Raw genomic sequence first — 24205 nt, forward strand, 5'->3', positions numbered from 1 at the left:
GCGGCGCCGCGCATTGCCGGGAGGGAACGGTGGCACGGGGTGGCGAACCAACGCTGATCACGTCGGTGCAGCGAGCCCTTCGGTTGCTGGAGGCGGTCAGCGAACAGCCCGCCGGGACCACGGCGAAGCACCTGTCCAGGCGCACCGGGATCGCCTTGCCGACCACCTACCACCTGCTGCGCACCCTGGTGCACGAGGGCTACCTCGAGAAGCTCGACGACGGCGCGTTCATCATCGGCGAGCAGGTCGCCGGGCTGCATTCGGCTGCGCAGGGCCAGGGCCTGCGCAGCCGGATCCGCTCGGTGATGACCGAGCTCCGCGACGACCTGAACGCGGCGGTCTACCTCGCCCGGTACGACGACGGCGAGGTGGTGGTGACCGACATCGTCGACAGCCCGCGCACGCCGCGGGTGGACACGTGGGCGGACTTCAAGGAGGCCGCGCACGCCACGGCGATCGGCAAGTGCCTGCTGTCCGGGCTGAGCCGGGCCGAACGCGCGGACCACTTCGACCGCTACCCGCCCGCGGACCTCACCCCGCGCACGATCACCCGGATCCGCGACCTGATCGACGGCCCGGAGCACCCGGTGGTCACCGACTCCGAGGAGTACTCGCTGGGCACGGCGTGCATGGCCGCGCCGGTCCTGGGCACCGGTTCGCCGATGACGCTGGCGATCTCGTTCCCGGCCCGCAAGCTCACCGGCACCGGCGCCTTCGTGCCGCCGCTGTGCGCGGCCGCCGGGGAGATCTCCAGAACGCTCGCGCTCTCCGGCGACTTTCCCACTGCTGGGTGACTTTCGCGAGTGGACACCCGCTTCACCTGCGATCAATCACTATCTGAAATATTCCATCTTGTTCGATGCCAGCGGCTTCGCGAACATCTTTCGCAGCGGGGGCGTATTCGGTGAGGGGCGTCAACCCCTCGGCGACGTCCCTCACCGGTGCAAAGGCTGAGGGGAACCATGTACGCGGGCGACGACGGAACTCTGCTCGAAGCGGTTCGATCCGGGTCGTCCGAGGCGTTCGCCGAGCTGTACGACCGGCACCGCACGGCGGCGCGGACGATGGCCAAGCAGGTCGCACCGACTCCGGCCGATGTGGACGATCTGGTGGCCGAGGCGTTCGCGAACGTCCTGGACGTCCTGCGGCGCGGTGGCGGACCGGACACGGCGTTCCGCGCCTACCTGCTCACCACCATCCGGAACCTGGCCGCGGCGGCGAGCAGCCGCGATCGCCGGGTGCACCTGGCCGCCGAGCTGGACGGCTTCTGCCCGGACGAGTACCTGCCGTTCGTCGACCCGGCGGTGGCGGAGCTGGAGCGGAACCTGGTCAAGCAGGCCTTCACCCGCCTCCCGCGCCGCTGGCGCCACGTCCTCTGGTACGTGGAGGTCGAGAACCAGACCCCGGCCGAGGTCGGCAAGCGCTTCGGGATCAGCCGCAACAGCGCGGCAGCGCTGGCCTACCGGGCCCGCAAGGGCCTCCGGGAGGCCTACACCCAGGTCTGCCGCGGCGAACCCGCCCAACGCCGCCTCGCAGCCCCCGGACAACTCCTCGCCGTGGCCTGACCACGCCGACCGCGCTCGGGGACGAGCCCTTGAGGCCCCTCTGCGGGCCGAGATCGCTTCGGGAGACCGCGAGTTCCATTGAAATCGAAGATGCGATTTCCATTGAACTTGTTCATCCTGTCCGTGGACCGCAGCCGCGAAGAGCGAACGGCACCGGCCGTCAGGTGCCGCATGCGCCGCCAGGCGCATAACCCACCCTCGCAACTCGCACCGCCGCGGGTTCACGGTGCCCACCCCTCCGGGGTTCCTTCCGGCGAGGACGGCCCTGACGCCGTATATCGGGCCATACATCAGTCAGGGCACCCGGAGTCCAGGCGGGCGCTGAGGTTCCGCCACGTGCACCGCCGCGCAGAACCAGGTTGGAAAAACCTCAATGGAACTCGTGCGGAGAGGTGCGCTCAGTGGGTGCGGAAGCGGTCCTCCAGGGCTTCCACGAGCTTGCGCCAGGCTTCGACCTCGGTGTCGAAGGGGCCGCTCGGGGGCAGGCGGTTCGGGCTGGGGCGGAGGATGAAGGAGACCAGCCAGCCGAGCCGCTCCGAGGGCTGGAGGGCCTTCTCCACGCTGTTGTCGTCCGCCCAGGCCGCCGCGTCCATCAGCAGCTCCTCGGCCAGGTCCAGCTGTGTCGGGTCCACTTCGGACGGTCCGCCGCCCAGGTCGGCGTCCAGCCCGGTCAGCACGTAGGTGTTGTCGTCGTCGACCTCGACGTCGAGCTCACCTGCGGTCGCCTTCTCCCGCACCTGCGCCCAGGTCGAGACCCGCTCCAGGTCGGTCCCGGCCACCGCTTCGTCGTCGGCGACGAACCGGGCCAGCGCGCGGGGGCTGGGGAACACGTCGATCTTCCCATCGCTGCCGAGGAAGACCGGGTCGTCGTCGAGGTAGCAGCGCAGCGAGTAGTGGTCGCCGGTGCTGGTGATGATGCGGATCGGGTCGATCCCGACCTCGCCCCAGAACCCGAGGTCGACCTCCTCGATCTCGTCCACGTCGGACTCGTCGGCGGTGCCCGCGGCGTCCTCGGCGTCGGCCTCCAGCGCCTCGGCCAGCTCGGCCTCGGCGGTGGCGACCGCGTCGGCCGGGACCTCCGGGGTGGTGACCACGGCGTCGATGGCGTCCAGCAGCTCGTCCCAGCGCTCCACGACGACCTTGCACAGCTCGGTCCAGCGGCGCTGGCCGTCCTTGCCGGTGAAGGCGAAGGTGCCCTGGTCGAGCAGGGCGAAGCCGTCGGCGGAGTCCAGGACGTCGTGCACCGCGTCCAGCTCGCAGACGTCGGCCAGCGAGCGGGCGATCTCGACGATGTCGGCGAGCTCGCCGACGGTCCAGGTGTCCAGCGGCTCGGCCACCAGCTCCGGCACCCCGACCAGGTCGTACTGGTGGTCCTCGTCCGGGCTCAGGTCCTCGGCGGCGAGCTGGGGCACCACGTGCCACGCCGGGTGGTCGTCGAGGTCGTGCTCCTCGGCGGTGCGCACGAACGCCGCCAGGTGAGCGGGGTCGGGGAACGCGTAGAGGTCGTCCTCGTGCCCGAGGAACGCCTCCCACTCCTCGCCGTCCTCGCGCCACCGCGGCGCCCACAGGGTGACGACGTCGCCCTGCGGCAGCCCGAGCTCGATGGGGACGATGTCCTGCGCCATCTCTCTACCTCCGGTCACCGAACCAGACCTCGCGGAAGCCTACGGGTTGCCCGTTCGCAGCGTGTTCCCCGGTCCAGCTGTCACCGTATCGAGTCCGGCGCGTGCAACGGTCGACGGAACAATTCGTAACGATCAGTCGTCGGGGTGGTGATCGCGTCCCAACGGCGTTGGGCTGTTCGGCTCAGCGGTGGCCCCGTCGGGGGCGAGGTCACCTTTGGCGGTACCCCTGCGCGGGCTTCCCGGCGATCATGAACGGAATGGATGTCACGGAGCTGTGGACCGAGATCGTGCGCTGGCTTTCGGAGCACGCACCGGTCACCGCAGCGGCCCTGCGCCCACCCGTGCCACCCCCGGACCTGGCCGAGCTGGAGGCGGAGTTCGCCGTCGAGCTGCCCGCGGAACTGCGCGAGCTGTGGTTGTGCTGCGGGGGCACCGACGCGAACGTGCTCGCCGACGTCCTGCCGCCGTTCTACACGCCGTACAGCGCGGCCGAAGCGCTCCAGGCGTGGCGCGACCACCGCAAGCACTGGGCCGCGCAGTGGGAGCGCCCGGCCTGCGACTACTACGCGGGCTCACCGGGATCGAGCTTCCACCCGGCCTGGATCCCGATCGCCGGTGACGGTTTCGCCGACGAGCTGGTGGTGGACCTGCGCCCGGGACCGCTGCGCGGCTGCGTCCTGGAGTGGGAGCAGGAGGCCGCGCAGGTGCTCCGCCCCGAGTGGAAGGGCGTCGCGGCGATGCTCCTCGACGTCCGCCGCGCCCTGACCGAAGGGGTCCCGGCGGGGCACAGCTACCCGACGGTCACCGAGGACGGCCGCCTCGACTGGCAGATCCGCTGACCCACCCGGCCTTCGCCGCCGGCCGCACGACCGCTTCCGCCGCTTCCAGCGCAGCGAGCAAGCGCCGCGCCTGCTCCGGTCCCAGGCCGGGGGCGGGCTTCGCCGGTGGTTTCCCGCTCGCCAGCGCGTCGGTGCAGGCCGCGCGGATCCACTCGGACAAGGTCGTACCGCTGGCCTCGACCGCGGCGCGGATCGCGAGGGCCTCGTTCTGCGGGAGGCGGAAGGACATCGTGATGCTGAGCGGGCGAGCGACGGTCACCTCCACTTCCTCCCCGTCCAGCGCGGGGTCGTCGCGGTTGGCGTGGTGGAAGTCGGCCAACCCGGCGTCGGTCGTTGAGGTAGTGCAGCGCAAGGGTTCTTTTCCGGGTGGGCGATACCTTCGCGTCGCCCACTAGTTTGCGACACCTACTAGTTGGTGTTACGTTGTCGGCATGGCGGACAGGACGATCTCGGGGCGGCAGGCGCAGTGGTTGCGCGGCGTGCTCGACCTCGCCGTGCTGGCGTTGCTGGCCGAGGGCGGCGAGGGCTACGGGTACACGCTGCTGCAGCGGTTGGCCGAGGCCGGTTTGCCGGGGATGAAGGCCGGGACGCTGTACCCGCTGCTCAACCGGCTCGCGGCCGACGGGCTGCTGAGCGCCGAGTGGCGGGCTGGGGAAGGCGGACCCGGGCGGAAGTTCTTCGCGCTCACCGACGAGGGGCGCGCGGTGCTCGCCGAGCAGGGGCCGAAGTGGGTCGAGTTCGCGAAGAACTCGATCTCCGTAGTGGAACGAGGGGTGCAGTCGTGATGACGTTGGACGCGAAGTACCGGGACGAGCTGCTGCTCGCGCTGCGGTTGCACGAGATCTCCGGCGAGCGCGTCGGCGAGGTGCTCGCCGAGGTCGAGGCGCACGTGCGGGAGACCGGGGAGGACCCGGTGGAGGCCTTCGGCAGCCCCCGGGAGTACGCGGCGCAGGTCGCCGAGCAGCTGGACAGCAGCACCGGCAAGCGCTCGTCGCTGGAGATCGCGATCAGCGCGCTGGCCACCGCGGCGCTGGTCATGTTCGGCTCGGACTTCCTGCTGGACGCGCTGTTCGAGAGCTCGGACGTGGTGGCTTACACGCTGAAGGACACCGTCGCCCTGGTGTCCCTGCTGGTGCTGATCGTCGCCGGGGTGATGCTGGCGTTCAAGGCCTACACCGCGAGGCGGGGGAACAAGGTCTACGGGGGCGCGGCGATCGGGGCGTTCGCGCTGGGGATCTTGGCGCAGTTCGCCTCCGCCCGGCTCTTCGACGACGTGGCGCCGCTGTACGAGCTGCCGCGCTGGGCCGCGGTCGTGCTCGGGGTCGTGGCGCTGGCGGGGGCCGTCACGCTCCTGGTGCGGGCGATGCGCCGGGGTCGGGTGGTGTACCCGGAGGTCGGCTGATCCCGCGATTTCCCTTGAAATCGGACCTTCGACTTCAAGGGAAATCGCACTCCACCGGCGTGTCGGGCCACGACACGCCGGTGGTCGCCGGGCGACTCCGCAATTTCAATGGAAATCAGACCTCCGATTTCCATTGAAATTGTTCATCCTGCCCGTGGACCGCAGCTGCGAAGGGCGACCGGCACCGGTCGGCCGGTGTCGCATGCGCCGCAGGCGCATAGCCCACCCTCGCAGCTCGCACCGCCGCGGGTTCTCAGCGTTCGCCTGGCGAGGACGGCCCTGACGCCGCGTATCGGTCATACATAAGTCAGGGACCCCGGAGTCCAGGCGGGCGCTGAGGTTCCGCCACCGGCACCGCCACTCAGAACGAGGTTGGAAAAACCTCATTGAAATCGCGGGACCGGGGGCGTCAGGTGCCGACGGGGTGCCAGACGGTCTTGACCTCGGTGAAGGCGCGGAGGCGCTGGATGTCCGGCTCGCGCGTCCAGTCCGGCTCGCCGCCGCGCACCGGGAGCACCCGCTTCACCGTGTTCGCCGCGGTGCGGGCCAGCTCGGCGCGCAGGTCCTCCGGGGCGCCGGTCGGGTCCAGGGCGTTGACGTCGGCGTGCGAGGCCAGCCAGGGGCCGAGCTCGGCGGCCCGTCCGGTGAGGACGTTGACCACGCCGCCGGGCACGTCCGAGGTGGCCAGCACCTCGGCGAAGGTCACCGCGGGCAGCGGCCGCTCCGCGCTGGCCACCAGCACGCAGGTGTTCCCGGCCGCGAGCACCGGCGCCACCACGCTGATCAGGCCGAGCAGCGCGGAGTCCTGCGGGGCGAGCACGCCGACCACGCCGGTCGGCTCCGGGACGCTGAACGAGAAGTACGGCCCGGCCACCGGGTTCGCCGCGCCGAGCACCATCGAGATCTTGTCCGTCCAGCCCGCGTACCAGACCACGCGGTCGATCGCGGTGTCCACGACGGTGTTCGCCCGCTCGGCGGACAGGCCCTCGGCGGCGGCGATCTCGGCGGCGAACTGGTCGCGCCGCCCCTCCATCACCTCGGCGACCCGGAACAGCACCTGGCCCCGGTTGTAGGCCGTCGCGCCCGACCAGCCGGGGAACGCCTTGCGCGCGGCGGCGACCGCGTCGCGGACGTCCTTGCGGGACGCGTGCGCGGCGTTGGCCAGGAACTCGCCGTCCGCGCCGCGCACCGGGTAGACCCGGCCGGACTCCGAGCGCGGGAACGATCCGCCGATGTAGAGCTTGTAGGTCTTGGCCACGGCCAGCCGCTCCGGGGTGTCAGACATCGAGGTACGCCTCCAAACCGGCCCGGCCGCCCTCGCGGCCGAACCCGGACTCCTGGTAGCCGCCGAAGGGGGCGGTCGGGTCGAAGCGGTTGAAGGTGTTGGCCCACACCACCCCGGCGCGCAGCTGCTGCGCCGCCCACAGGATCCGCGACCCCTTCTCGGACCAGATCCCGGCGGACAGGCCGTACGGGGTGTTGTTCGCCTTGGCGATCGCCTCGGCCGGGGTGCGGAAGGTCAGCACCGACAGCACCGGGCCGAAGATCTCCTCGCGGGCGATCCGCATCGACTGCTGCACGTCGGAGAACACCGTGGGGGAGAAGAAGAACCCGCGCTCCGGCAGCGGGCACGGGCTGGTCCAGCGCCGCGCGCCCTCGACGTCCCCGCTGTCGGCCAGCTCGGTGATCCTGGCCAGCTGCTCGGCGGAGTTGATCGCGCCGACGTCGGTGTTCTTGTCCAGCGGGTCGCCGACCCGCAGCGTCCGCACCCGCGCCCGCAGCTTCTCCAGCAGCTCCTCGGCGATCGACTCCTGCACCAGCAGCCGCGAGCCCGCGCAGCAGACGTGGCCCTGGTTGAAGAAGATGCCGTTCACGATGCCCTCGACGGCCTGGTCCAGCGGGGCGTCGTCGAACACGATGTTGGCGGCCTTGCCGCCGAGCTCCAGGGTCAGCTTCTTGCCGGTGCCCGCGACGGTGCGCTGGATCTGCTTGCCGACCTCGGTCGAGCCGGTGAACGCGACCTTGTCGACGCCGGGGTGGGCGACCAGCGCGGCGCCGACGTCCCCGGCGCCGGGGACGATGTTCACCACGCCCGGCGGCAGCCCGGCCTGCTGGCAGATCTCGGCGAACACCAGCGCGCTCAGCGGGGTGGTCTCGGCGGGCTTGAGCACCACGGTGTTGCCGCAGGCCAGCGCCGGGGCGATCTTCCAGGCCAGCATCAGCAGCGGGAAGTTCCACGGGATGACCTGCCCGGCCACGCCGAGCGGCCGCGGGTCCGGGCCGTACCCGGCGTAAGCGAGCTTGTCCGCCCAGCCCGCGTGGTGGAAGAAGTGCGCCGCGGCGGTCGGGATGTCGGCGTCCCGGGACTCCTTGATGGGCTTGCCGTTGTCCAGCGTCTCCAGCACCGCGAGCTCGCGGCCGCGCTCCTGGATCAGCCGGGCGATGCGGAACAGGTACTTCGCGCGCTCGGTGCCCGGCATCCGCGACCAGGTCTGCTCGAAGGCGCGCCGCGCCGCCCGCACTGCGGTGTCCACATCGGACTCGTCGGCGCTGCCGACCTCGGCGAGCACCTCCTCGGTGGCCGGGTTGATGCTCTTGAGCGGCTCGCCCCCGCCGTCGGTGAACTCGCCGTCGACGAACATCCGGTAGCTGGGCTTGAGGTTCGCGATGTCCCGCGACTCCGGGGCGGGTGCGTACTCCCAGGGGCTTTCGGTCATCAGTCCACCGCCACGTGGTCGGGGCCGCTGTAGTGGCCGTCGAGCTGGGTGCGTCGCTGCATCAGCAGGTCGTTGAGCAGGCTGGACGCGCCGAAGCGGAACAGGTCCGGGGTGAGCCACTCCGGACCGGCGACCTCGTGCACGGCCACCAGGTAGCGGATCGCGTCCTTGGTGTTGCGGATCCCGCCCGCCGGTTTGACCCCGCGCAGCTCGCCGGTGGCGTCGCGCCAGTCGCGGACCGCCTGCAGCATCAGGTGCGTCACGGGCAGGGTCGCGGCCGGGGCGACCTTGCCGGTGGAGGTCTTGATGAAGTCGCCCCCGGCCAGCAGCGCCAGCCAGGACGCCCGGCGCACGTTGTCGAGGGTGGCGAGCTCGCCGGTCTCCAGGATCACCTTCAGGTGCGCCTCGCCGCAGGCCGCCTTGACGGCCTGGATCTCCTCGAAGACCTGCCCGTACCTGCCGGACAGGAACGCGCCGCGGTCGATCACCATGTCGATCTCGTCGGCCCCGGCGGCGACCGCGAACTCCACGTCGGCGAGCTTGACCGCGCGCGCCGCGCGGCCCGACGGGAACGCGGTGGCGACCGAGGCGACGTGGATGCCGGTGCCGTCCAGCTCCCGCACCGCGGTGGCGGCGAGGTCGGAGTACACGCAGACGGCGGCGACCGGCGGGGTGTCCGGCCGCTCGGGGTCGGGGCGCCGGGCCTTGGCGCACAGCGCGCGCACCTTGCCCTCGGTGTCGGCGCCCTCCAGCGTGGTCAGGTCGACCATCGAGATCGCGGTGTCGATCGCCCAGCGCTTGGCGTCCTTCTTGATGCTCCGCGTCGCGAGCCCGGCGGCCCGCTGCTCCAGCCCGACCTGGTCGACACCGGGCAGGCCGTGCAGGAACCGCCGCAGCGACCGGTCATCCCGGACCGCGTCGGCGAGCTCGGACGAAGTCGGCGACTGTGCCATGCCCGGAGTCTAAGCGGCCCGCCCACCGCGCCGCCGGGCCTGGAGTGATCACGCCAGCTGACCGGGGACCGGCATACTCGGGTGCGCAGTCCGAGGGGAACGGGGTGGGGCGTGCTGATCGGAGAACTGGCGCGGATCAGCGGTGTCGATGCGCGCTTGCTGCGGTACTACGAGGCGCGGGGACTGCTCGAACCCCGGCGGGGAGCGAACGGCTACCGCGAGTACGACGAGAACGCGGTGGTCGTCGTGCGGCAGATCCGCGCCCTGCTCGACGCGGGGCTGTCCACCGGGGTGATCCGGGCGGTGCTGCCGTGCGTCCGCGGTGAGCTCCCGGAGTTCGACTGGTGCGTGGACGTGCGGGAGATCATGGACCGGGAGCTGGCGATCGCCGAGCAGCGGATCGCCGAGCTGCAGCGCAGTCGCAGCGCTCTCGCCGGTTTCCTCGAGAAGTCCTGATTCACGGCGCGACGAGCGGTTCCGCCTCGTACGCCCGGTGCAGCAGCTCCAGGAAGTCCGGTGCGACGGGCACGGTCGTGCCGTCGATCCGGTGCACCGCGACACCCGGCGTCCAGGAGTTCATGACCACCGCCCCGGCCAGCCCCGGGAGATCGGCGGGTCGGATCTCGGCAGTGCGCTGGGGCACGTCCAGCTGCCTGCGGACGATGCCCATCGCGGTTCCGCCCAGCACGTCCGCCTCGGGCCACACCACTGCCTCGCCGTCCCAGAAGGCCAAGTTCCAGATCGACGCCTCGCTGAACCGGCCCCGGCGGTCGAGGAAGGCGGCGTCGTCGAAGCCCTGCGCCACGGCCTGCCGCAGGTAGAAGGTCTTGGCCACCTCGCCGACGTGCTTCAGCTCCGGCAGGGTCCGTTCGTGCTCGACGGTCGCCAGCGACAGCGGACCGGTGGGGCCGGAGGCGGCGGGCGAGGTGCGGATCAGGACGTCGAGCGTCCCGTCGGCCGCGGTGAACTCGCCCGCGGACGAGTAGACGGTGACCAGCAGCGAGTGGTCGGCGGGTGACCCTTCCACGGCTGCCCGCAGGTGGGACCGCACCTGGTCGTCGGGCAGCGCCTGCCCGAACATCGTCAGCGAGGCGTTGCGCAGCCGTTCGAGGTGCAGGTCGAGGCCCCGCACGCCGCCGTCCCGCACCTGAACGGCGGTCATGTGCGCGAACCCCGCGAAGGCGAGCGGCGCCAGCTCCGCAGCGGTGGCTTCCCGGCCGTTGCGGTGCACGACGAAAGCGGACATGAGCGGCTCCTGAGCTCGTGTTTCCCGACTGGATCCGGGAAGGACGCTAGGGCTTCCAACCGGTTGGAAGGTCAACCCGAGGTGGCTCGGATCACGCCAGCGGGCATGCTGGGCCGATGGCGCTGACGAGCATCCCGTGGGACCCGGCTTCGCCGGTTGAAGTGCGCGAACTGCTCGCCGAGGTGGGTGTTCCGTGGTGGTTGGCCGGTGGTTTCGCCGTCGAGCTCGCGCTCGGGCGCTCGCTGCGCGAGCACGGCGACATCGACGTCCTGGTGCTCCGCCGCGATCAGCTGGCCGTGCGGGAAGCCCTGCGCGGGTGGGAGCTTTGGGCGGCGGATCCGCCAGGGGTGCTGCGGCCGTGGCGCAGCGGGGAGGTCCTGCCAGCCGGGGTCTGCGACGTCTGGTGCCGCCCGGCCGCCGACCAGCCGTGGCGGATCCAGGTCGTGCTCGACGAATCCGACGGCGACTGCTGGGTATCGCGGCGCAACCCGCGCGTGCGCCGCGACGTGCGATCGATCGGACGCACCGGTTCGGACGGCATCCCGTACCTGGCACCCGAGATCCTGCAGTTCTACAAGGCGAAGGACGCCCGGCCGAAGGACGAGGTCGACTTCGCCGCGCTGCTGCCGTTGCTCGGTGCCGACCAGCGCCGGTGGCTGGCCGGGGCGATCCGCGACACCTTCGGCGACCACCCGTGGTTGGCGCGCATCGGCTGAATGCGGCGGACCAGATCGAGGGCTCGGTCCTGCTGCACCACGACGGCGTCGGCCACGGCCAGCACTACCACAGCCCCTGCGTGACGGATCACGTCAACGACTCCGTGACGACGCTGCGCACGCCGGAGCCCGACACCACTGCGAACCGCCCCGGCGGCTGACGATCCCCGTCCGGGTCCCGATCTCGGGGAAATGTGGGAACTCTCCCGGAACCGGTCCTCGGAACGGTGGTGATTTCGCGCGAAGTCGCCACATCCCCGACCGGAACCCTGAGGGACCCGATTTCGGCAGAAATCGGGGCGGCGCGAAGGTGAGGGCGCGTACTCGATGGAGGTTCGGTGATTCAACTTCCGAAGGCGTTGTGGTGGGACCACAACGCGCACTACCACCCGTGGTTGCTGCGGCAGGTGCCGCGGCGCATCGCGCGGGCGCTCGACGTCGGGTGCGGGAACGGCGCGTTCGCCCGGCAGCTCGCCGGGAGGGCGGAGCACGTCGACGCGGTGGACGTCTCGGCCGAGATGATCGAGCGCGCCAGCAGCGCGCCGAACCCGACCAACGTCAGGTGGTTGTGCGCAGACCTGCTGGACCCCGAGCTGGCCCTGGACCCCGAGGGATACGACGCGGTGACGGCGATCTCGAGCGTGCACCACATGCCGCTGCGCCCGGCGCTGACCAAGCTCGCCGAGCTGGTGCGGCCGGGCGGAACGCTCGCGGTCGTCGGCCACTACCGCAAGGAGACGGCGGTGGACTTCGCCATGGACGCGGTGACGCTCCCGGCGAACGCGGCGGTCGGTGCCTACAAGGCGGCGCGCGGCCGAGCGGGCAAGCCCAACAACGAGGGCATGCCGATCGAGGACCCGGTGGACACCCTGGCGGAGATCCGCGCGGCAGCGGAGGACATCCTCCCCGGAGCAGCGCTGCAACGCCGCCTCTTCTGGCGCCACACCCTCCTCTGGCGCAAGCCCGGGGCGCGCCCCTGAACAGTCGTGAGTGCGCAACGGCGTTCGAACACCGTTGCGCACTCACGACAGCGGGGGTGGGGCGCGCGGGTCGCCACCGGCTGTGGTGGGACGGGTTCCCCGGTCAGTGCCGGAACGGGCCGGTGATCTCGTAGGTGATGCCGCCGGAGGAGTCGCCGGAGGTGCCGCGCTGGGAGGAGAAGTACAGGCGGTCGCCCGCCGGGTTGAACGCCGGGCCGCACAGCTCCGAGCCGTCCTGGTCGTTCACCCGCACCACCGGGGCGACCACGTCGTCGGGGGTGATGATGCAGATCTCCATGTTGCCGCCGTCCTCGGCGACGTAGAGGTCGCCGAAGGAGCTGCCGGTGATGTTGTCCACGCCGCTCAGGTCACCGTCGCCGTCGTAGGCCAGCTCGAAGGTGTCGTCGGCGGCGTTGAACTGCCACACCCGGTCGTCGCCCTTGGTGGTGAACCAGCACCGGTCGTTGGCGTAGTGGCAGCCTTCGCCGCCGTCGAAGTGCTTGGCCTCGGACACCTGCTCGCGGGTCGGCGTCGCGCCGTCGTCCGGCAGCGGCTCCGGCACCTCCACCCAGGTGGCCTTGCCGGACGTCTCCGACCCGGCGGCCAGGACCTCCAGCACCCCGCCCGCGCCGAGGTCGCCCCAGTTGTTCGGCCGGAAGCGGTAGAAGCAGCCGTCGGGTTCGTCCTCGGTCAGGTAGATGACCTTGCGGACCGGGTCGCAGGCCGCGGCTTCGTGGTTGAACTTGCCCATCGCGTCGCGCCGCACTGCTTCGTCGCGGCCCCACGGGTCGGTCTCGAAGACGTACCCGTACCCGACCTCCTCGCAGGACAACCAGGTGTCCCAAGGGGTTTTGCCGCCCGCGCAGTTGCGCCGGGTGTCGTCCAGGATCCGGTAGGCGTCGGCGATGTTGCCGCTGGCGTCGAAGCGGACCGCGCCGACGCCGCCGCCCGGCTCGATCTCGGAGTTCGACACGTAGATCCACCCGTCGCCGTCGGCGAAGCACGCCCCGCCGTCGGGTGCGTCGTGCCAGGTGTAGGACGTGCCCTCGACGGTCTCGCCGGACCGCGCGATGACCCGGCTGGTGAACCCCTCGGGCAGTTCGAGCCCGTTGCCGTCGGCGGGGAGCAGCGGCCCGTACGGCCCTTCCGCCCGCCGGATCGGCGCGGACGCGGCAGCACCGGTCCACAGCGCGCCGGAGAACGCCGCGACCCCGCCACCGACCACGGCAGCGCGGAGAAAAGAACGACGCCGCACAACGACTCCTCTCGGTCCGTCGGCGGCGGAGCCCCATCTTCACCGCCAGCAGCCCCCGAACGGCCCAATCACCGCAGGCACGGCGGGTCCTGGCTCACCCCTTCCGGCAGCTGGCGCAGCTCGTCCTCGGTGAAGTCGCGGGCCGAGATCCGGCACAGGTCGTCGAACCAGGCGTCCGGATCGAGCGGGATCGCATCCCGGCGCCCGGGGGCGGTGTTGGGCACCAGCGCATCGCCCTCGACGCTGCTCGTCTCACCCGTGCCGTCGAGGGTGATCGAGGTGACCAGCCGGTGCTGCCGCCAGTCCCAGACCTGGAAGTCCAGGGTCTTCTGCGCGAACAGGTAGTCCCCGGAGATGCCGATCACGCGGTCGATCTCGCCGGTCAGCGGCGCGAACTCGGTCAGGTTCGCCAGGTCGATCAGCACCACCGAGGTGCCCACCTCCGTCACCACCGCCGCGACCGAACCGTCCGCCGAGAGCGTTGGCCGCATGTAGTAGCCGTTCATCGGGAAGGACTTCAGCCGCGTCCGGGTTCGGAGGTCCCACACCGCGATCTCGGTGTTGGTCTGCACGACGGCCTGCTCCAGGTGCCCCGGGCGGAGCACGAAATCCGGTCCGGCGCGCAGCGAGTCCCACTCGCCCACGGGTTCCAGCACCAGCGGAGGTGCCGCCTGCACCCCGGTGCGCAAGTCCCAAGTGGACAGTATGCCCAGCTGGCTCACCAGGAGATCGCCGCTCGGGCCGACCGCCAGCACGGCGTACTTCTGGAAGTCGCGCAGCTCGTCCTCGTGGCCGCTCGGCACGGGCAGCTGCACTTCCCGCTCCAGCACCATCCCGGCCGTGCGGTAGATCTGCAGCGTCGTGCCCACCACCACGGCGAACCGCTCGCCGGTGGCGTCGAAGGAGATCCCGTTCGGCGAGCGCGGCGCGGCCGTCCGGCCCACCGCTGCGCCCTGCTCGTCCAGCAGGGCGATCGAACCGCCGAAACCCGTGCCGTCGGGGACGTAGGCGATCCAACGCCGACCGTCCGCGCTCCGGTCCATGAGCGACAGCCCGGTCACCGCCCGCTCGACCGGCCCGCGCCGGATCGGGAGGGAGCTCGTCTGCACTGCGCCGTGGCGCACCGAGACGGCGGTGAGCGAGCCGTCCGGCGCGGGGACGAGCAGCGGAGCCGCGGAACCCCACGACGCGGAGTCCGCCGAGTCGCCGAGCACCAGCCGCTCACCGGTCCGCCACCGGATCACCTCGGGCGGCGTGCCGTCGTACGAGCCGAGGTCGACCAGGAAGTACTGGCCGCTCTCGTCGAGTTCGAGCCGGCACTGCGGGACCGGGTACCGGGCCCGGACCCCGCCGGTAGCGGTGTCGAACACCGTGATCGCCTCGTGCTCGCAGGTCGCCGCGTGCGTTCCCGCCCCGAGGAGGACGGCGCTGCCGTCGTCCGCGGCGGGGAGGGTCCGGAGCTGGGCGCCGGTGGCGAGGTCGCGGACCACCGGGGCGTACACGTCGTCCCCCTGCGCGCTGGTCCGGACGCGCTCGGTGGCCACCAGGGCCCGGCCGTCCGAGGTCGGGTAGACCTCCCTGACCGACGAGGTCGGACCGTCCGACGGGTACACCACCCGGCTCGGGAGCTCGCGCATCCCGTCGAGGTCCCACACCCGGACCCGCTGCGGGCCGTCGTCGGTACCCGACAGGACGGCGAGGAAGCGGCCGTTAGCGCTGAACCGGGCGGCGGCGTTGATCTCCTCGGCCGCCAGCACGACGGGGGAGCTGGCGGCGGCGAGGTCCCACAGCCGCACGCCGGGCCCGTCGCCCTGCCCGGCCAGCCACCGACCGTCGGGGCTCATGGTGACCGTGCTGGTCCCGTCCTCGCCGATCGCCCGGCTGGTCGGGTTCGGCCCCGCCAATCCCCACCACGCGGTCACCTGGTCCGCGCGGTTCTGCGGGATCGCCGCGACGACGCGGCCGTCCTCGCTGGAAACCAGCTGCATCACCTGGTGCATCTGCTGCGGTGGCAGCACCCGGTCCGCACCGCGCCAGTAGAGCCGCTGCGCCAGCAGCGCGCCGTATGCGTCCGGGTTGCCGGGCTTCTCGCGCCAGGCGGCGAGCGCGATCTGCAGCGCCTCCGCCGGGTTCCCCGCGGTGGCGCGGTTGGCCACGCCCGCCAGATCGGTGGCGTTGCTGGTGCGGATGCGGTCTTCGAGCGCGCTGTTCCGGTTGAGCACCACACCGGTCAGCACCGCCGCCACCAGCGCCAGCACCCCGGTGATCGCGCTGATCGTCCGCCAGCGGTTCTGGTTGCGGCGGTGGGCCGCCGCGCTGCGGCGGATGAAGTCCTGCTGCGCCGCCGGGACGTCCTGCTCGCGCTCGGCCAGCCACCCGACCGCTTCGGCCAGGCCGGTGTCCCTGAGCTGACCGCCGGACTCCTGGAGCTGCTGGAGCCGCGACAGCCAGGCGAGGAAGTCGGCGTCCTCGGTCAGCCGGTCCCGCAGCGCTGGCCAGTGGTCGATGAGCGCTTGGTGCACCAGGCCGACGTGCTCGTCGCGGATCACCAGCAGGCGGTGGGCGGCGAGCTCGTGCGCGACCTCCCGGAGCTCCGGGTCGAGGTCCGCGATCCGGGCGCTGCGGCGGGAGAAACCGCCTTCGCCGTCGGGGCGGGCCAGCTGCGTCAGCAACCGCCGAGCCAGCGCCTCGTCCTTCGGGCGCAGTGCCGCGAGCGCGGCATCGGCGTGCTTGCTCAGCGCTCCCGGCAGTCGGCCGATCTCGTCGTAGGCGGTGTGGGTGAGCCAGCCTCCGCTGCTGCTGTCCCAGAGCTGTTCGAGGGCCTTGGAGAGCAGCGGCAGGGTGCTCTGGCCCCGGGCGTCGTCGAGGATCCGGTCCACCAGCCCCGCTTCGAACCCGATCGCGCCCGCCCGCGCAGCGGGCTGGACGATCGCCGCCCGCATCTGCTCGCGCCCCATCGGTTCCAGCAGCCAGACGGCCTTGTTGAGCTCCTGGCGGGTGTCGGCGGTGATCAGGTCGTCCAGCGACCGCGACCGCAGCGTCAGCACGGCGCGCAGCGGTGCGGGCTGCCCGGGGCGGCGGTCGCGGCTGGTCACCAGGCGGATGACCGCCGCCAGCCGGGCGCGGGCCGCGGCCGGGTCGGCGGTGACCTCCTCCTCGAACTGGTCGAGGAACAGCACCGCGCCGTCGGGCACCGCGTCGAGCGGGTCGTCGGCCCGCAGCTCGACCACCGGGGCGCCCAGCGCGGGCAGCACGCCCGCGCGGACCAGCGAGGACTTGCCGCTGCCGGACGGACCGGCGATGGCGACCAGGTCCTGCCGGTCCAGCAGTTCCAGCAGCTCGGCGATCTCCTCCTCCCGGCCGTGGAAGAGCTCCGCGTCCGCGGCCTGGAACGTCCGCAGCCCGAGGTAGGGGTTCCGGCCGGGCGCCGCCCACTCGCCGAGCCGGGAGATCGGCACCAGGTGCGCGGTGGTGGCGTTGTTCCCGGACCTGGTGACGACCATCCCGACGACGCCGCGCAGCTGCTCGTCCCAGACCGGGGCGCCGCTGAACCCCGGCTCGATGCGCTCGCCGTGCGCGTCGGTGCGCACCTGGATGCGCCCGCTGCCGGAGCGGCCGACCAACCGCCCCTCCACCCAGACGCCGTCCGGTTCCGCCGCGGTGAAGCCGAGCGTGCGGAAGCGCTGGTCGCGCAGGTCGTCGAGCCGGACCGGGGCGGGCAGGGCCCCGTCGGGCGGGTCGACCATCCGCAGGACCGCGACGTCGGCCTCCGCATCGCGCGCGACGACCTCCACCGCGCAGCTGGCACCGCCCAGCAACCGGAACTCGGCGGTCGCGGTCTCGTGCGCCCCGATCACGTGCTCGCAGGTGGCGATCAGATCACCGGTCAGCACGAACCCGGTGCCGAGGAGGTGCGCACCGCTGACGAGCCGGACGAGCGAGCGGGCGGGCAGCTCGTCCGAGATCAGGTCCGGCATGGCGCGCCTCCTCGCACGGTCGTTCCGCGGAGATCACCCGTGGCTGATCGAACCACGCTCGGACGTGCGGCGGTGCGGGTTCGCCGAATTTCCTCGTGAGCGCTTTTCGGGGTCACAGCACCGAAAAGCGCTCACGAGACCTCACCGGCGGAACGGGCCGCTGATCTCGTAGGTGTAGCCGTCGGAGAACTCGCCGGACGGGCCGTACTGGGAGGAGAAGTACATCCGGTCGCCCGCCGGGTTGAACGCCGGGCCGGTGAGACCGGACGAGTCGTGGCCGTTCACCCGCACCACCGGGGCGACCACGTCGTCGGGGGTGATGATGCAGATCTCCATGTTGTCCCCGTCCTCGGCGACGTAGAGGTCGCCGAAGGAGCTGCCGGTGAGGTTGTCCACGGCCCCCAGATCGCCGTCGCCGTCGTAGGCGAGCCCGAAGGTGTCGTCGGCGACGTTGAACTGCCACACGCGGCTGTCGCCGGTCGTGGTGAACCAGCACCGGTCCGCGGCGTAGTAGCACCCCTCGCCGCCGTCGAAGTGCTTGGCCTCGGGAACCTGCTCGCGGGTCGGGGTGTCGCCCTCGGCGGGTGTCGGGTTCGGCACCTCGACCCAGCTCGCCCGGCCCGACGTCCCCTCGCCCGCGACCAGGATCTCCAGCAGGCCGCCCGCGCCGAGGTCGCCCCAGTTGTTCGGCCGGAAGCGGTAGAAGCAGCCGTCGGGTTCGTCCTCGGTCAGGTAGATGACCTTGCGGACCGGGTCGCAGGCCGCGGCTTCGTGGTTGAAGCTGCCCATCGCGTCCCGGCGCACGGGCTCGTTGCGGCCCCACGGGTCGGTCTCGAAGACGTACCCGTACCCGACCTCCTCGCAGGACAACCAGGTGTCCCACGGCGTCTTGCCGCCAGAGCAGTTGCGTCGCGTGCCGTCCAGGATCCGGTAGGCGTCGACGACGGTCCCGTCGGCATTGAACTTGATCGCGCCGACGCCGCCGCCCGGCTCGATCTCGGAGTTCGACACGTAGATCCACCCGTCGCCGTCGGGGAAGCAGGCCCCGCCGTCGGGCGCGTCGTGCCAGGTGTACTCGGTTCCGGCCACCTTGTCGGTGGAGTGCGCGATGACCCGGCTGGTGAACCCCTCGGGCAGTTCGAGCCCGTTGCCGTCGGCGGGGAGCAGCGGTCCGTAAGGGCTTTCCGCCACCCGCCGGGCGGGCCCGCCCACGGCCGCCCCGGTCCACAACCCGCCGGTGAATGCCGCGACCCCGCCACCGACGACGGCAGCGCGGAGGAAGGAACGACGCCGCACAACGACTCCTCTCGGTCCGTCGGCGGCGGAGCCCCATCTTCACCACCAGCGCGGCCGGAACGGCACCTCCGAACGGTCGAATCAGCCGCACGGCGGTTCGGCGCTCGCCCCCGGCGGGAGGGTCCGGAGCTCCTCCGGGGTGAACTCGCGAGCACCGATCCGGCACAGGTCGGCGAACCACCGCTCGGGGTCCATCGGGATCGGATCGCGATGCCCGGGACGGTCGTCGAGGAAGAACTCGTCACCCTCGAACGCCGCGTTGTCGATCGCCGCCCTGCCCTCCGCGGCACCGGTGACCGCGCGCTGCAGCCGCCAGTCCCAGACCTCGAGGCCGTCGCGCTGGACGAACAGGTAGTGGTCGGAGAACCCGACGACGCTGGTGATCTCGGCGTTGATCGTGGACACCTCGCGGAGCGAGTCCAGGTCGAGCACGCTCACCGGGCCGTTGAACTGGCCGAAGGCGGCGTGCGCGCCGTCCGCCGACACGACCGCTTCCGGTGTGGTCGACGTCCCCTCGGGGACCGGGAACGCCGCCAGCGCCCGCCGGGCGCGGATGTCCCACACCGCCACCTTCCCGTCGGTCGTCACGAGCAGCTGCTCGGGGTGGCCGGGCCGGGCGGTGAGCATCGACGTGTCCGGAAGCTCGCCCCGCGGCCCGGGGGCTTCGAGGACGAGCGGGGGACTGGTCTGGGCTCCCGTCCCGAGGTCCCAGGCGGAGAGCACGCCCTGGGTGCTGACGAGCAGGTTCCCGTCGGGTCCGGGGAGCAGCTGAGTCCGGTCCCCGGGCGCGGGGGAGTCTTGTCCCGGGGCCTGGAGCTCGCGCTCGAAGACCAGCCCGTCCGCGCGGTACGTGCGCAGCACCGGCCCGATCGCCAGCGCCACCCGTTGCCCGCTGCCGTCGAACGACACGTCGACCCGGGGCGGGGTGTCGTCCGATCCGGCGGAGTTCGGGACGGGCGTCGAGGCCAGGACCGCGCCGGACCCGTCGAGCAGGAAGAGCTCCAGGTCGCCGGATTCCGCTCGGCGCGTGGCGGCCCACCGGTCGCTGCCGGGGGCTCTGGTGAAGGAGTCGTAGTCGCCGAGCTCCGCGCTCGACGTTTCCGCGGTGCGCACCGCCAGCGCGCCGCCGAGGTCGGTGATGGCGGTCGCGGAGCGATCGTCGCGCGGGATCAGCACGAGCTTGTTGCTGGACGAGCCGATCTCGGTGTACATCCGCTGCCAGCTGGGCCAGTGCACGATCTGCTTGCGCCCGTCGTCCGGGGACGCGTACGGCAGGAGGTACTGGCCGCTCAGATCGGTGTCCAGGTCCGAGCACTCGACCGAGTTCGGCAGCGTCCCGGTGGAGCGGCCGGTGAGCGGGTCGGTGCCGCGCAACTCGGTGTCCTGGCAGGAGATCAGCAGCGTTCCGCCGCCGACGAGCCGGTCGTAGGTCCCCGCGGGGAGGGTCCGGACGCGCGCACCGGTGGCGAGGTCCCGGACCACGACCGGGGAGGTCTGCTCGTCGCCGCCCAGGGCGTGCTCTTCCCTGGTGATCAGCGATCGCCCGTCGGGGGAGGGGTGGGCCTCGCTGATCGGGTCCACATCGGACACCACCGCGCTGGGGAGCTCCCGCCCGCTGGTCAGGTCCCAGACCCGCACGGGTTGGCGCTCGTCGGCGGGTTCGGCGCTCAGGAACCGGCTGTTCGCGCTGAACCCGGCGAATTCGATCTGTTCCGGCTGCGCGATCAGCTCGATCTCCCGGTCCTGGTTCGCCAGGTCCAGCACGCGCAGACCCCGGTTCTCCTTCGCGCTGACGGCGAGGAAGCGGCCGTCCGGGCTCAGCCGCACGAAGGCGGGCGGGGAGACGTCCGGGTCCACCGGCAGCACGCGGTGCTGCGGGTCGGGGCCGTGCAGGTCCTTCCACACCGAGGGGGCCTTCGACCAGTTTCCCGGGTAGATGACCACGGTCCGGCCGTCCGCGCTGGAGAGCATCGACCAGATGCCCGCGTCCGGGAGCAGATCGCTGGGGATGAACCGCTCGACGCCGTGCCAGTACACGCGCTGCTGGAACAGCGCGCCGTAAGCCTCGGGGCTGTCGGGCTTCTCGGCATAGGCGGCCAGCGCGAACTGCAGGCTCTGGCGAGGATCGATCCCGATCACGCGCCCGGAGGCTTCCGCGAGCTCGGCGGTGTTGGACGTGCGCAGCTGCTCGCGGGTCTGCGCGGCGTAGCGGGCAACGACACCGGTCAGCAGCAGCGCGACCAGCGCCAGCACGGCGGAGACCGCGGTGATGGCGCGCCAGCGGCGCTGGCTGCGGCGGCGGTTCGCCTCGCTGCGGTTGATGAAGTCGCGTTGTTCCCGGCCGATGTCGGCGGAACGCGAGTTCAGCCAGTCCAGCGCTTCGGCCAGCGGTGCGCCGGTGAGCTGGCCGCCGGAGTTCCGCAGGTCGTGGAGCTTCGCCTGCCAGGCCAGGAAGTCCACGTCCTGGTCGAGCCAGGTGCGCAGCGTCGGCCAGTGGTCGATGAGCGCTTGGTGGGCCAGGTCGACGCGTTCGTCCTGGATGGTGATCAGGCGTCGGGCCGCGAGTTCCTGGGCGATCGCGTGGAGATCCGGCGTTAAGTCGTTCATGTCGGCGCTGCGGCGGGCGTGGCCGCCTTCGCCGTCCGGGCGGGTGAGCCTGGTGAGCAGCTGGCGGGCGGCGCGGCGCTGGGGGATGTCCAGCGACGCGAGCGCGCCGTCGGCCGCGGTGCTGATCGCGCCGGGTAGGCGGCCGAGCTGCTCGTACGCGTCGTGGGTCAGCCAGCCGCCGTGGCGGTGCTGCCAGAGCTGGTCGAGCACCAGCGAGAGCAGCGGCAGCGTGCCCGGTTCGGCTTCGGTGTCGTCCAGGATCCGCTGCACCAGGCCGGATTCGAAGGCCAGGCCGCCGACCACCTCCGCCGGGCCCTCGACGGCCGCGGCGAGCTGCTCGCGGGACATCGGTTCGAGGAACCACACCGCGCGGTTGAGCTCGTCGACGGTCTCCTTGGTGATCAGCTCGTCCAGCGACCGCGAGCGCAACGTCAGCACCGTCCGAGCTTTCCCGGCGAGCCGGATCACCGCGGCGAGCTTCTCCCGCGCCGCGGCCGGATCCGCGGCCACGGTCTCCTCGAACTGGTCCAGCACCAGAACCGCGCCGGGCGCGGGCGATTCCGGGATCTCGTCGTTCGGACCGAGGTAGACGACGGTCCGGCCGTGCTGCTTGAGCTTCGGGATCAACCCCGCGCGGACCAGCGACGACTTGCCGCTGCCGGACGGCCCGGCGACCGCGACGACGTCCTGGCGCCGCACCAGGTCGAAGAGCCGGTCGGTGTCGGCCTCCCGGCCGCGGAACAGCTCGGCGTCCTCCTCGCGGAACGGCCGCAGCCCCCGGTAGGGGTTGCGGGCCGGTGTCGTCCAGGCGGCGCCGAGCGCGCTCGTCGGCACCAGGTGCGCGGTGGTCCCGCTGCGCACCGACGCGGTCACCACCATGCCGACCACCCCGGCCAGCTCCTCGTCCCAGACCGGTGCGCCGCTGAAGCCCCGTTCGATGCGCCAGTGGTCCGGGTCGACCGCCATCTGGATGCGGCCGGAGCCCTCGGCCCCGAGCAGCCGACCGGTCACCCAGATGCCGTCCGGCATGTCGTGCGGGAACCCGAAGGTGCGGAAGCGGTGGTCGCGGACCTCACCGGAGATCCGCGCGGGGGCCGGGAGCGCGCCCGGCGGCGGATCGGTCAGCCGCAGGATGGCGATGTCCAGCTCGTCGTCGCGCTCCAGCACTTCGACCGCGTGGTCGAGGCTGCTCAGGAACGGGAAGTCGGCGACGAGACCGGCGTCCACGACGTGCGCGCAGGTGGCGACCACGTCCGGGGCGACCAGGAACCCCGCCCCGAGGGTGCGCCGACCAGCGCGCAGCCGGACGAGGGCGGGGCCGACCGAGCCGCCCATCAGGACTCGTCGACGCCGTTCCACTCGATGGTGACGTTGAAGTTCGCCTCGCCCGCCGACTTGGCCACCGCGAGGTTCGCCTCACCGGTCACCTTGATGCCGAACTGCACGTTGACCTTCGACGGCGGCTTCTCCATCGCGCGCAGCTCGCCGAGCACGGCTTCGGCGGCGGACCGGATGCTGCCCATCGCCTTCTGCACCGTCTCCGACGCCTGCACCACGCGGCTGCCGCCGACCGGGATCGAGCCCTGCCCGTCGACCGATTCGACGAGCAGCTCGCCGCCGCCTTCCAGCGGCATCTTCACCAACGACATGGGAACCCCCAGCCCGCTGCGGATGTGATCGAAGTTACCCCGAGATCGACTCCGGTGGGGGCGGTTTCGGCAACTCCCGGTAAGGCCCTCGTTCGGGTGACCGCCATCCGTGTCTCGGGTCGTCCGGTGCGGGGTAGCCGGGAGGCGGCACGCACAGGGGAAACGCGCGTCTTCCACCCGGAGGTGGTCTGCCATGAAGGCTGTCGTGTACCAGGAACCGTTCTCGGTCGCGGTCGACGAAGTGGACCGGCCGACCATCCAGCACCCCAACGACGTGATCGTGCGGATCACCTCGACCGCCATCTGCGGTTCCGACCTGCACATGTACGAGGGGCGCACGGCGGCCGAACCGGGCATCGTGTTCGGCCACGAGAACATGGGCATCATCGAGGAGCTCGGGTCCGGCGTGACCAGCCTGAACCGCGGCGACCGCGTGGTGATGCCGTTCAACGTCGCGTGCGGTTTCTGCAAGAACTGCATGGCGGGCAACACCGGGTTCTGCCTGACCGTCAACCCCGGCTTCGCCGGCGGTGCCTACGGCTACGTCGCGATGGGGCCGTACACCGGCGGGCAGGCGGAGTACCTGCGGGTGCCGTTCGCCGACTTCAACTGCTTGAAGCTGCCCGCCGACGGCAGCCACGAGGCCGACTTCGTGCTGCTCGCCGACATCTTCCCCACCGGCTACCACGGCTGCGAGCTCGCGCAGGTCTCGCCGGGGGAGAGCGTCGTGGTGTACGGGGCCGGACCGGTCGGGCTGATGGCCGCCTACTCGGCGCTGCTGCGCGGTGCCGCGCGGGTGTTCTCCGTCGACCGGGTGCCGGAGCGGTTGGCCAAGGCGGAGGAGATCGGGGCCATCCCGATCGACTTCTCGCAGGGCGACCCGGTGGAGATGATCAAGGAGCAGACCGACGGCGAGGGCACTGACAAGGGCATCGACGCGGTCGGCTACCAGGCGCAGGTCGGCGACGGCACCAAGGAGGAACCGGCCGTGGTGCTGAACTCGCTGATCGACACGGTCCGCGCGACCGGGCGGCTGGGCGTGCCCGGCCTGTACGTGCCGAGCGACCCGGGCGGGCCGACGGACGAGGCGAAGAAGGGCATGCTGCTGGTCTCGGTCGGCCGCATGTTCGAGAAGGGCCAGGTCATCGGCACCGGGCAGTGCAACGTCAAGCGCTACAACCGGCAGCTGCGGGACATGATCATCGCGGGCCGCGCCAAGCCCAGCTTCGTGGTCTCCCACGAGCTGTCCCTCTCCGACGCCCCGGACGCCTACCGCAAGTTCGACCAGCGCATCGAGGGCTACACCAAGGTCGTCCTGCACCCGTGAAGGGTCGTGAGTGCTTTGGGGCGCTGGAGCACCCCAAAGCACTCACGAGGA

21 protein-coding genes are annotated in these 24205 nt (G+C 71.8%); 10 read left to right on the top strand and 11 right to left on the bottom strand.

Annotated features, from left to right (window positions below):
- Positions 1-65: 65 nt before the first annotated feature.
- On the top strand, positions 66-794 hold the full coding sequence (locus tag F1721_RS15280) for an IclR family transcriptional regulator (protein ID WP_246154936.1): 729 nt from the start codon (positions 66-68) through the stop codon (positions 792-794).
- 168 nt (positions 795-962) lie between these two features.
- On the top strand, positions 963-1565 hold the full coding sequence (locus tag F1721_RS15285) for an RNA polymerase sigma factor (RefSeq protein WP_150067318.1): 603 nt from the start codon (positions 963-965) through the stop codon (positions 1563-1565).
- Between the two features lie 398 nt (positions 1566-1963).
- Here F1721_RS15285 and F1721_RS15290 read toward each other — a convergent pair whose 3' ends face one another.
- The gene (locus tag F1721_RS15290; RefSeq protein ID WP_150067319.1) at positions 1964-3190 is read right to left on the bottom strand and encodes a primosomal protein; all 1227 of its coding nucleotides are present in this window, start codon (positions 3188-3190) and stop codon (positions 1964-1966) included.
- 257 nt (positions 3191-3447) lie between these two features.
- On the opposite strand from F1721_RS15290, the gene F1721_RS15295 reads away from it, so the two are divergent.
- On the top strand, positions 3448-4029 hold the full coding sequence (locus tag F1721_RS15295) for an SMI1/KNR4 family protein (protein ID WP_150067320.1): 582 nt from the start codon (positions 3448-3450) through the stop codon (positions 4027-4029).
- Here the strand turns inward: F1721_RS15295 and F1721_RS15300 are convergent.
- Positions 3992-4348, bottom strand: a complete 357-nt coding sequence (locus F1721_RS15300; protein WP_150067321.1) for a plasmid mobilization protein — start codon at positions 4346-4348, stop codon at positions 3992-3994. The genes F1721_RS15295 and F1721_RS15300 overlap by 38 nt on opposite strands.
- Before the next feature lie 112 nt (positions 4349-4460).
- Between F1721_RS15300 and F1721_RS15305 the strand changes: the two genes are divergently transcribed.
- On the top strand, positions 4461-4814 hold the full coding sequence (locus tag F1721_RS15305) for a PadR family transcriptional regulator (protein ID WP_150067322.1): 354 nt from the start codon (positions 4461-4463) through the stop codon (positions 4812-4814).
- Positions 4814-5431 (top strand): HAAS signaling domain-containing protein, encoded by a 618-nt coding sequence (locus tag F1721_RS15310; RefSeq protein ID WP_425474406.1) that lies wholly within the window; start codon positions 4814-4816, stop codon positions 5429-5431. Before F1721_RS15305 ends, F1721_RS15310 begins: the two co-directional genes overlap by 1 nt.
- Positions 5432-5840: 409 nt before the next feature.
- Here F1721_RS15310 and F1721_RS15315 read toward each other — a convergent pair whose 3' ends face one another.
- Genes F1721_RS15315 through deoC form a run of 3 tightly spaced genes read right to left on the bottom strand, consistent with a single transcriptional unit; the run spans position 5841 to position 9101 of the window.
- Positions 5841-6716: an aldehyde dehydrogenase family protein gene (locus tag F1721_RS15315; RefSeq protein ID WP_150067324.1), complete on the bottom strand. Its 876-nt coding sequence runs from the start codon at positions 6714-6716 to the stop codon at positions 5841-5843.
- Positions 6709-8148: an aldehyde dehydrogenase family protein gene (locus F1721_RS15320; protein ID WP_150067325.1), complete on the bottom strand. Its 1440-nt coding sequence runs from the start codon at positions 8146-8148 to the stop codon at positions 6709-6711. The genes F1721_RS15315 and F1721_RS15320 overlap by 8 nt, the downstream gene beginning before the upstream one ends.
- On the bottom strand, positions 8148-9101 hold the full coding sequence (deoC, locus tag F1721_RS15325; RefSeq protein ID WP_150067326.1) for a deoxyribose-phosphate aldolase: 954 nt from the start codon (positions 9099-9101) through the stop codon (positions 8148-8150). The genes F1721_RS15320 and deoC overlap by 1 nt, the downstream gene beginning before the upstream one ends.
- Positions 9102-9212: 111 nt before the next feature.
- On the opposite strand from deoC, the gene F1721_RS15330 reads away from it, so the two are divergent.
- Positions 9213-9557: a MerR family transcriptional regulator gene (locus tag F1721_RS15330; RefSeq protein ID WP_150067327.1), complete on the top strand. Its 345-nt coding sequence runs from the start codon at positions 9213-9215 to the stop codon at positions 9555-9557.
- 1 nt (position 9558) lies between these two features.
- On the opposite strand, the gene F1721_RS15335 is transcribed toward F1721_RS15330, so the two are convergent.
- A complete protein-coding gene (locus F1721_RS15335) occupies positions 9559-10347 on the bottom strand; it encodes an aminotransferase class IV family protein (RefSeq protein ID WP_150067328.1) in 789 nt (262 codons plus the stop codon).
- Positions 10348-10463: 116 nt separating this feature from the next.
- Between F1721_RS15335 and F1721_RS15340 the strand changes: the two genes are divergently transcribed.
- The 3 genes from F1721_RS15340 to F1721_RS15350 all read left to right on the top strand — a co-directional run bounded on the left by F1721_RS15340 (position 10464) and on the right by F1721_RS15350 (position 12043).
- The gene (locus tag F1721_RS15340; protein WP_150067329.1) at positions 10464-11063 is read left to right on the top strand and encodes a nucleotidyltransferase domain-containing protein; all 600 of its coding nucleotides are present in this window, start codon (positions 10464-10466) and stop codon (positions 11061-11063) included.
- Complete coding sequence (locus F1721_RS15345; protein WP_170301492.1) at positions 11042-11224, top strand: alpha/beta hydrolase; 183 nt, start codon at positions 11042-11044, stop codon at positions 11222-11224. Before F1721_RS15340 ends, F1721_RS15345 begins: the two co-directional genes overlap by 22 nt.
- Positions 11225-11401: 177 nt before the next feature.
- Positions 11402-12043 carry a class I SAM-dependent methyltransferase gene (locus tag F1721_RS15350; RefSeq protein WP_150067331.1) on the top strand — a complete coding sequence of 214 codons (642 nt, stop codon included), beginning with the start codon at positions 11402-11404 and terminating at the stop codon, positions 12041-12043.
- Between the two features lie 103 nt (positions 12044-12146).
- Here the strand turns inward: F1721_RS15350 and F1721_RS15355 are convergent, their stop codons facing one another.
- The 5 genes from F1721_RS15355 to F1721_RS15375 all read right to left on the bottom strand — a co-directional run bounded on the left by F1721_RS15355 (position 12147) and on the right by F1721_RS15375 (position 22827).
- A complete protein-coding gene (locus F1721_RS15355; RefSeq protein WP_150067332.1) occupies positions 12147-13298 on the bottom strand; it encodes an alkaline phosphatase PhoX in 1152 nt (383 codons plus the stop codon).
- A 68-nt stretch (positions 13299-13366) separates the two neighbouring features.
- Complete coding sequence (locus F1721_RS15360; RefSeq protein ID WP_150067333.1) at positions 13367-17275, bottom strand: nSTAND1 domain-containing NTPase; 3909 nt, start codon at positions 17273-17275, stop codon at positions 13367-13369.
- 141 nt (positions 17276-17416) lie between these two features.
- On the bottom strand, positions 17417-18571 hold the full coding sequence (locus tag F1721_RS15365; RefSeq protein WP_150067334.1) for an alkaline phosphatase PhoX: 1155 nt from the start codon (positions 18569-18571) through the stop codon (positions 17417-17419).
- An 81-nt stretch (positions 18572-18652) separates the two neighbouring features.
- Positions 18653-22513 (bottom strand): nSTAND1 domain-containing NTPase, encoded by a 3861-nt coding sequence (locus F1721_RS15370; RefSeq protein ID WP_150067335.1) that lies wholly within the window; start codon positions 22511-22513, stop codon positions 18653-18655.
- On the bottom strand, positions 22513-22827 hold the full coding sequence (locus F1721_RS15375; protein ID WP_150067336.1) for a CU044_2847 family protein: 315 nt from the start codon (positions 22825-22827) through the stop codon (positions 22513-22515). Before F1721_RS15375 ends, F1721_RS15370 begins: the two co-directional genes overlap by 1 nt.
- A gap of 193 nt (positions 22828-23020) precedes the next feature.
- On the opposite strand from F1721_RS15375, the gene F1721_RS15380 reads away from it, so the two are divergent.
- On the top strand, positions 23021-24154 hold the full coding sequence (locus F1721_RS15380) for a glutathione-independent formaldehyde dehydrogenase (RefSeq protein WP_150067337.1): 1134 nt from the start codon (positions 23021-23023) through the stop codon (positions 24152-24154).
- Positions 24155-24205: the final 51 nt, after the last annotated feature.

The organism is Saccharopolyspora hirsuta, assembly GCF_008630535.1.
Lineage (GTDB): Bacteria > Actinomycetota > Actinomycetes > Mycobacteriales > Pseudonocardiaceae > Saccharopolyspora > Saccharopolyspora hirsuta.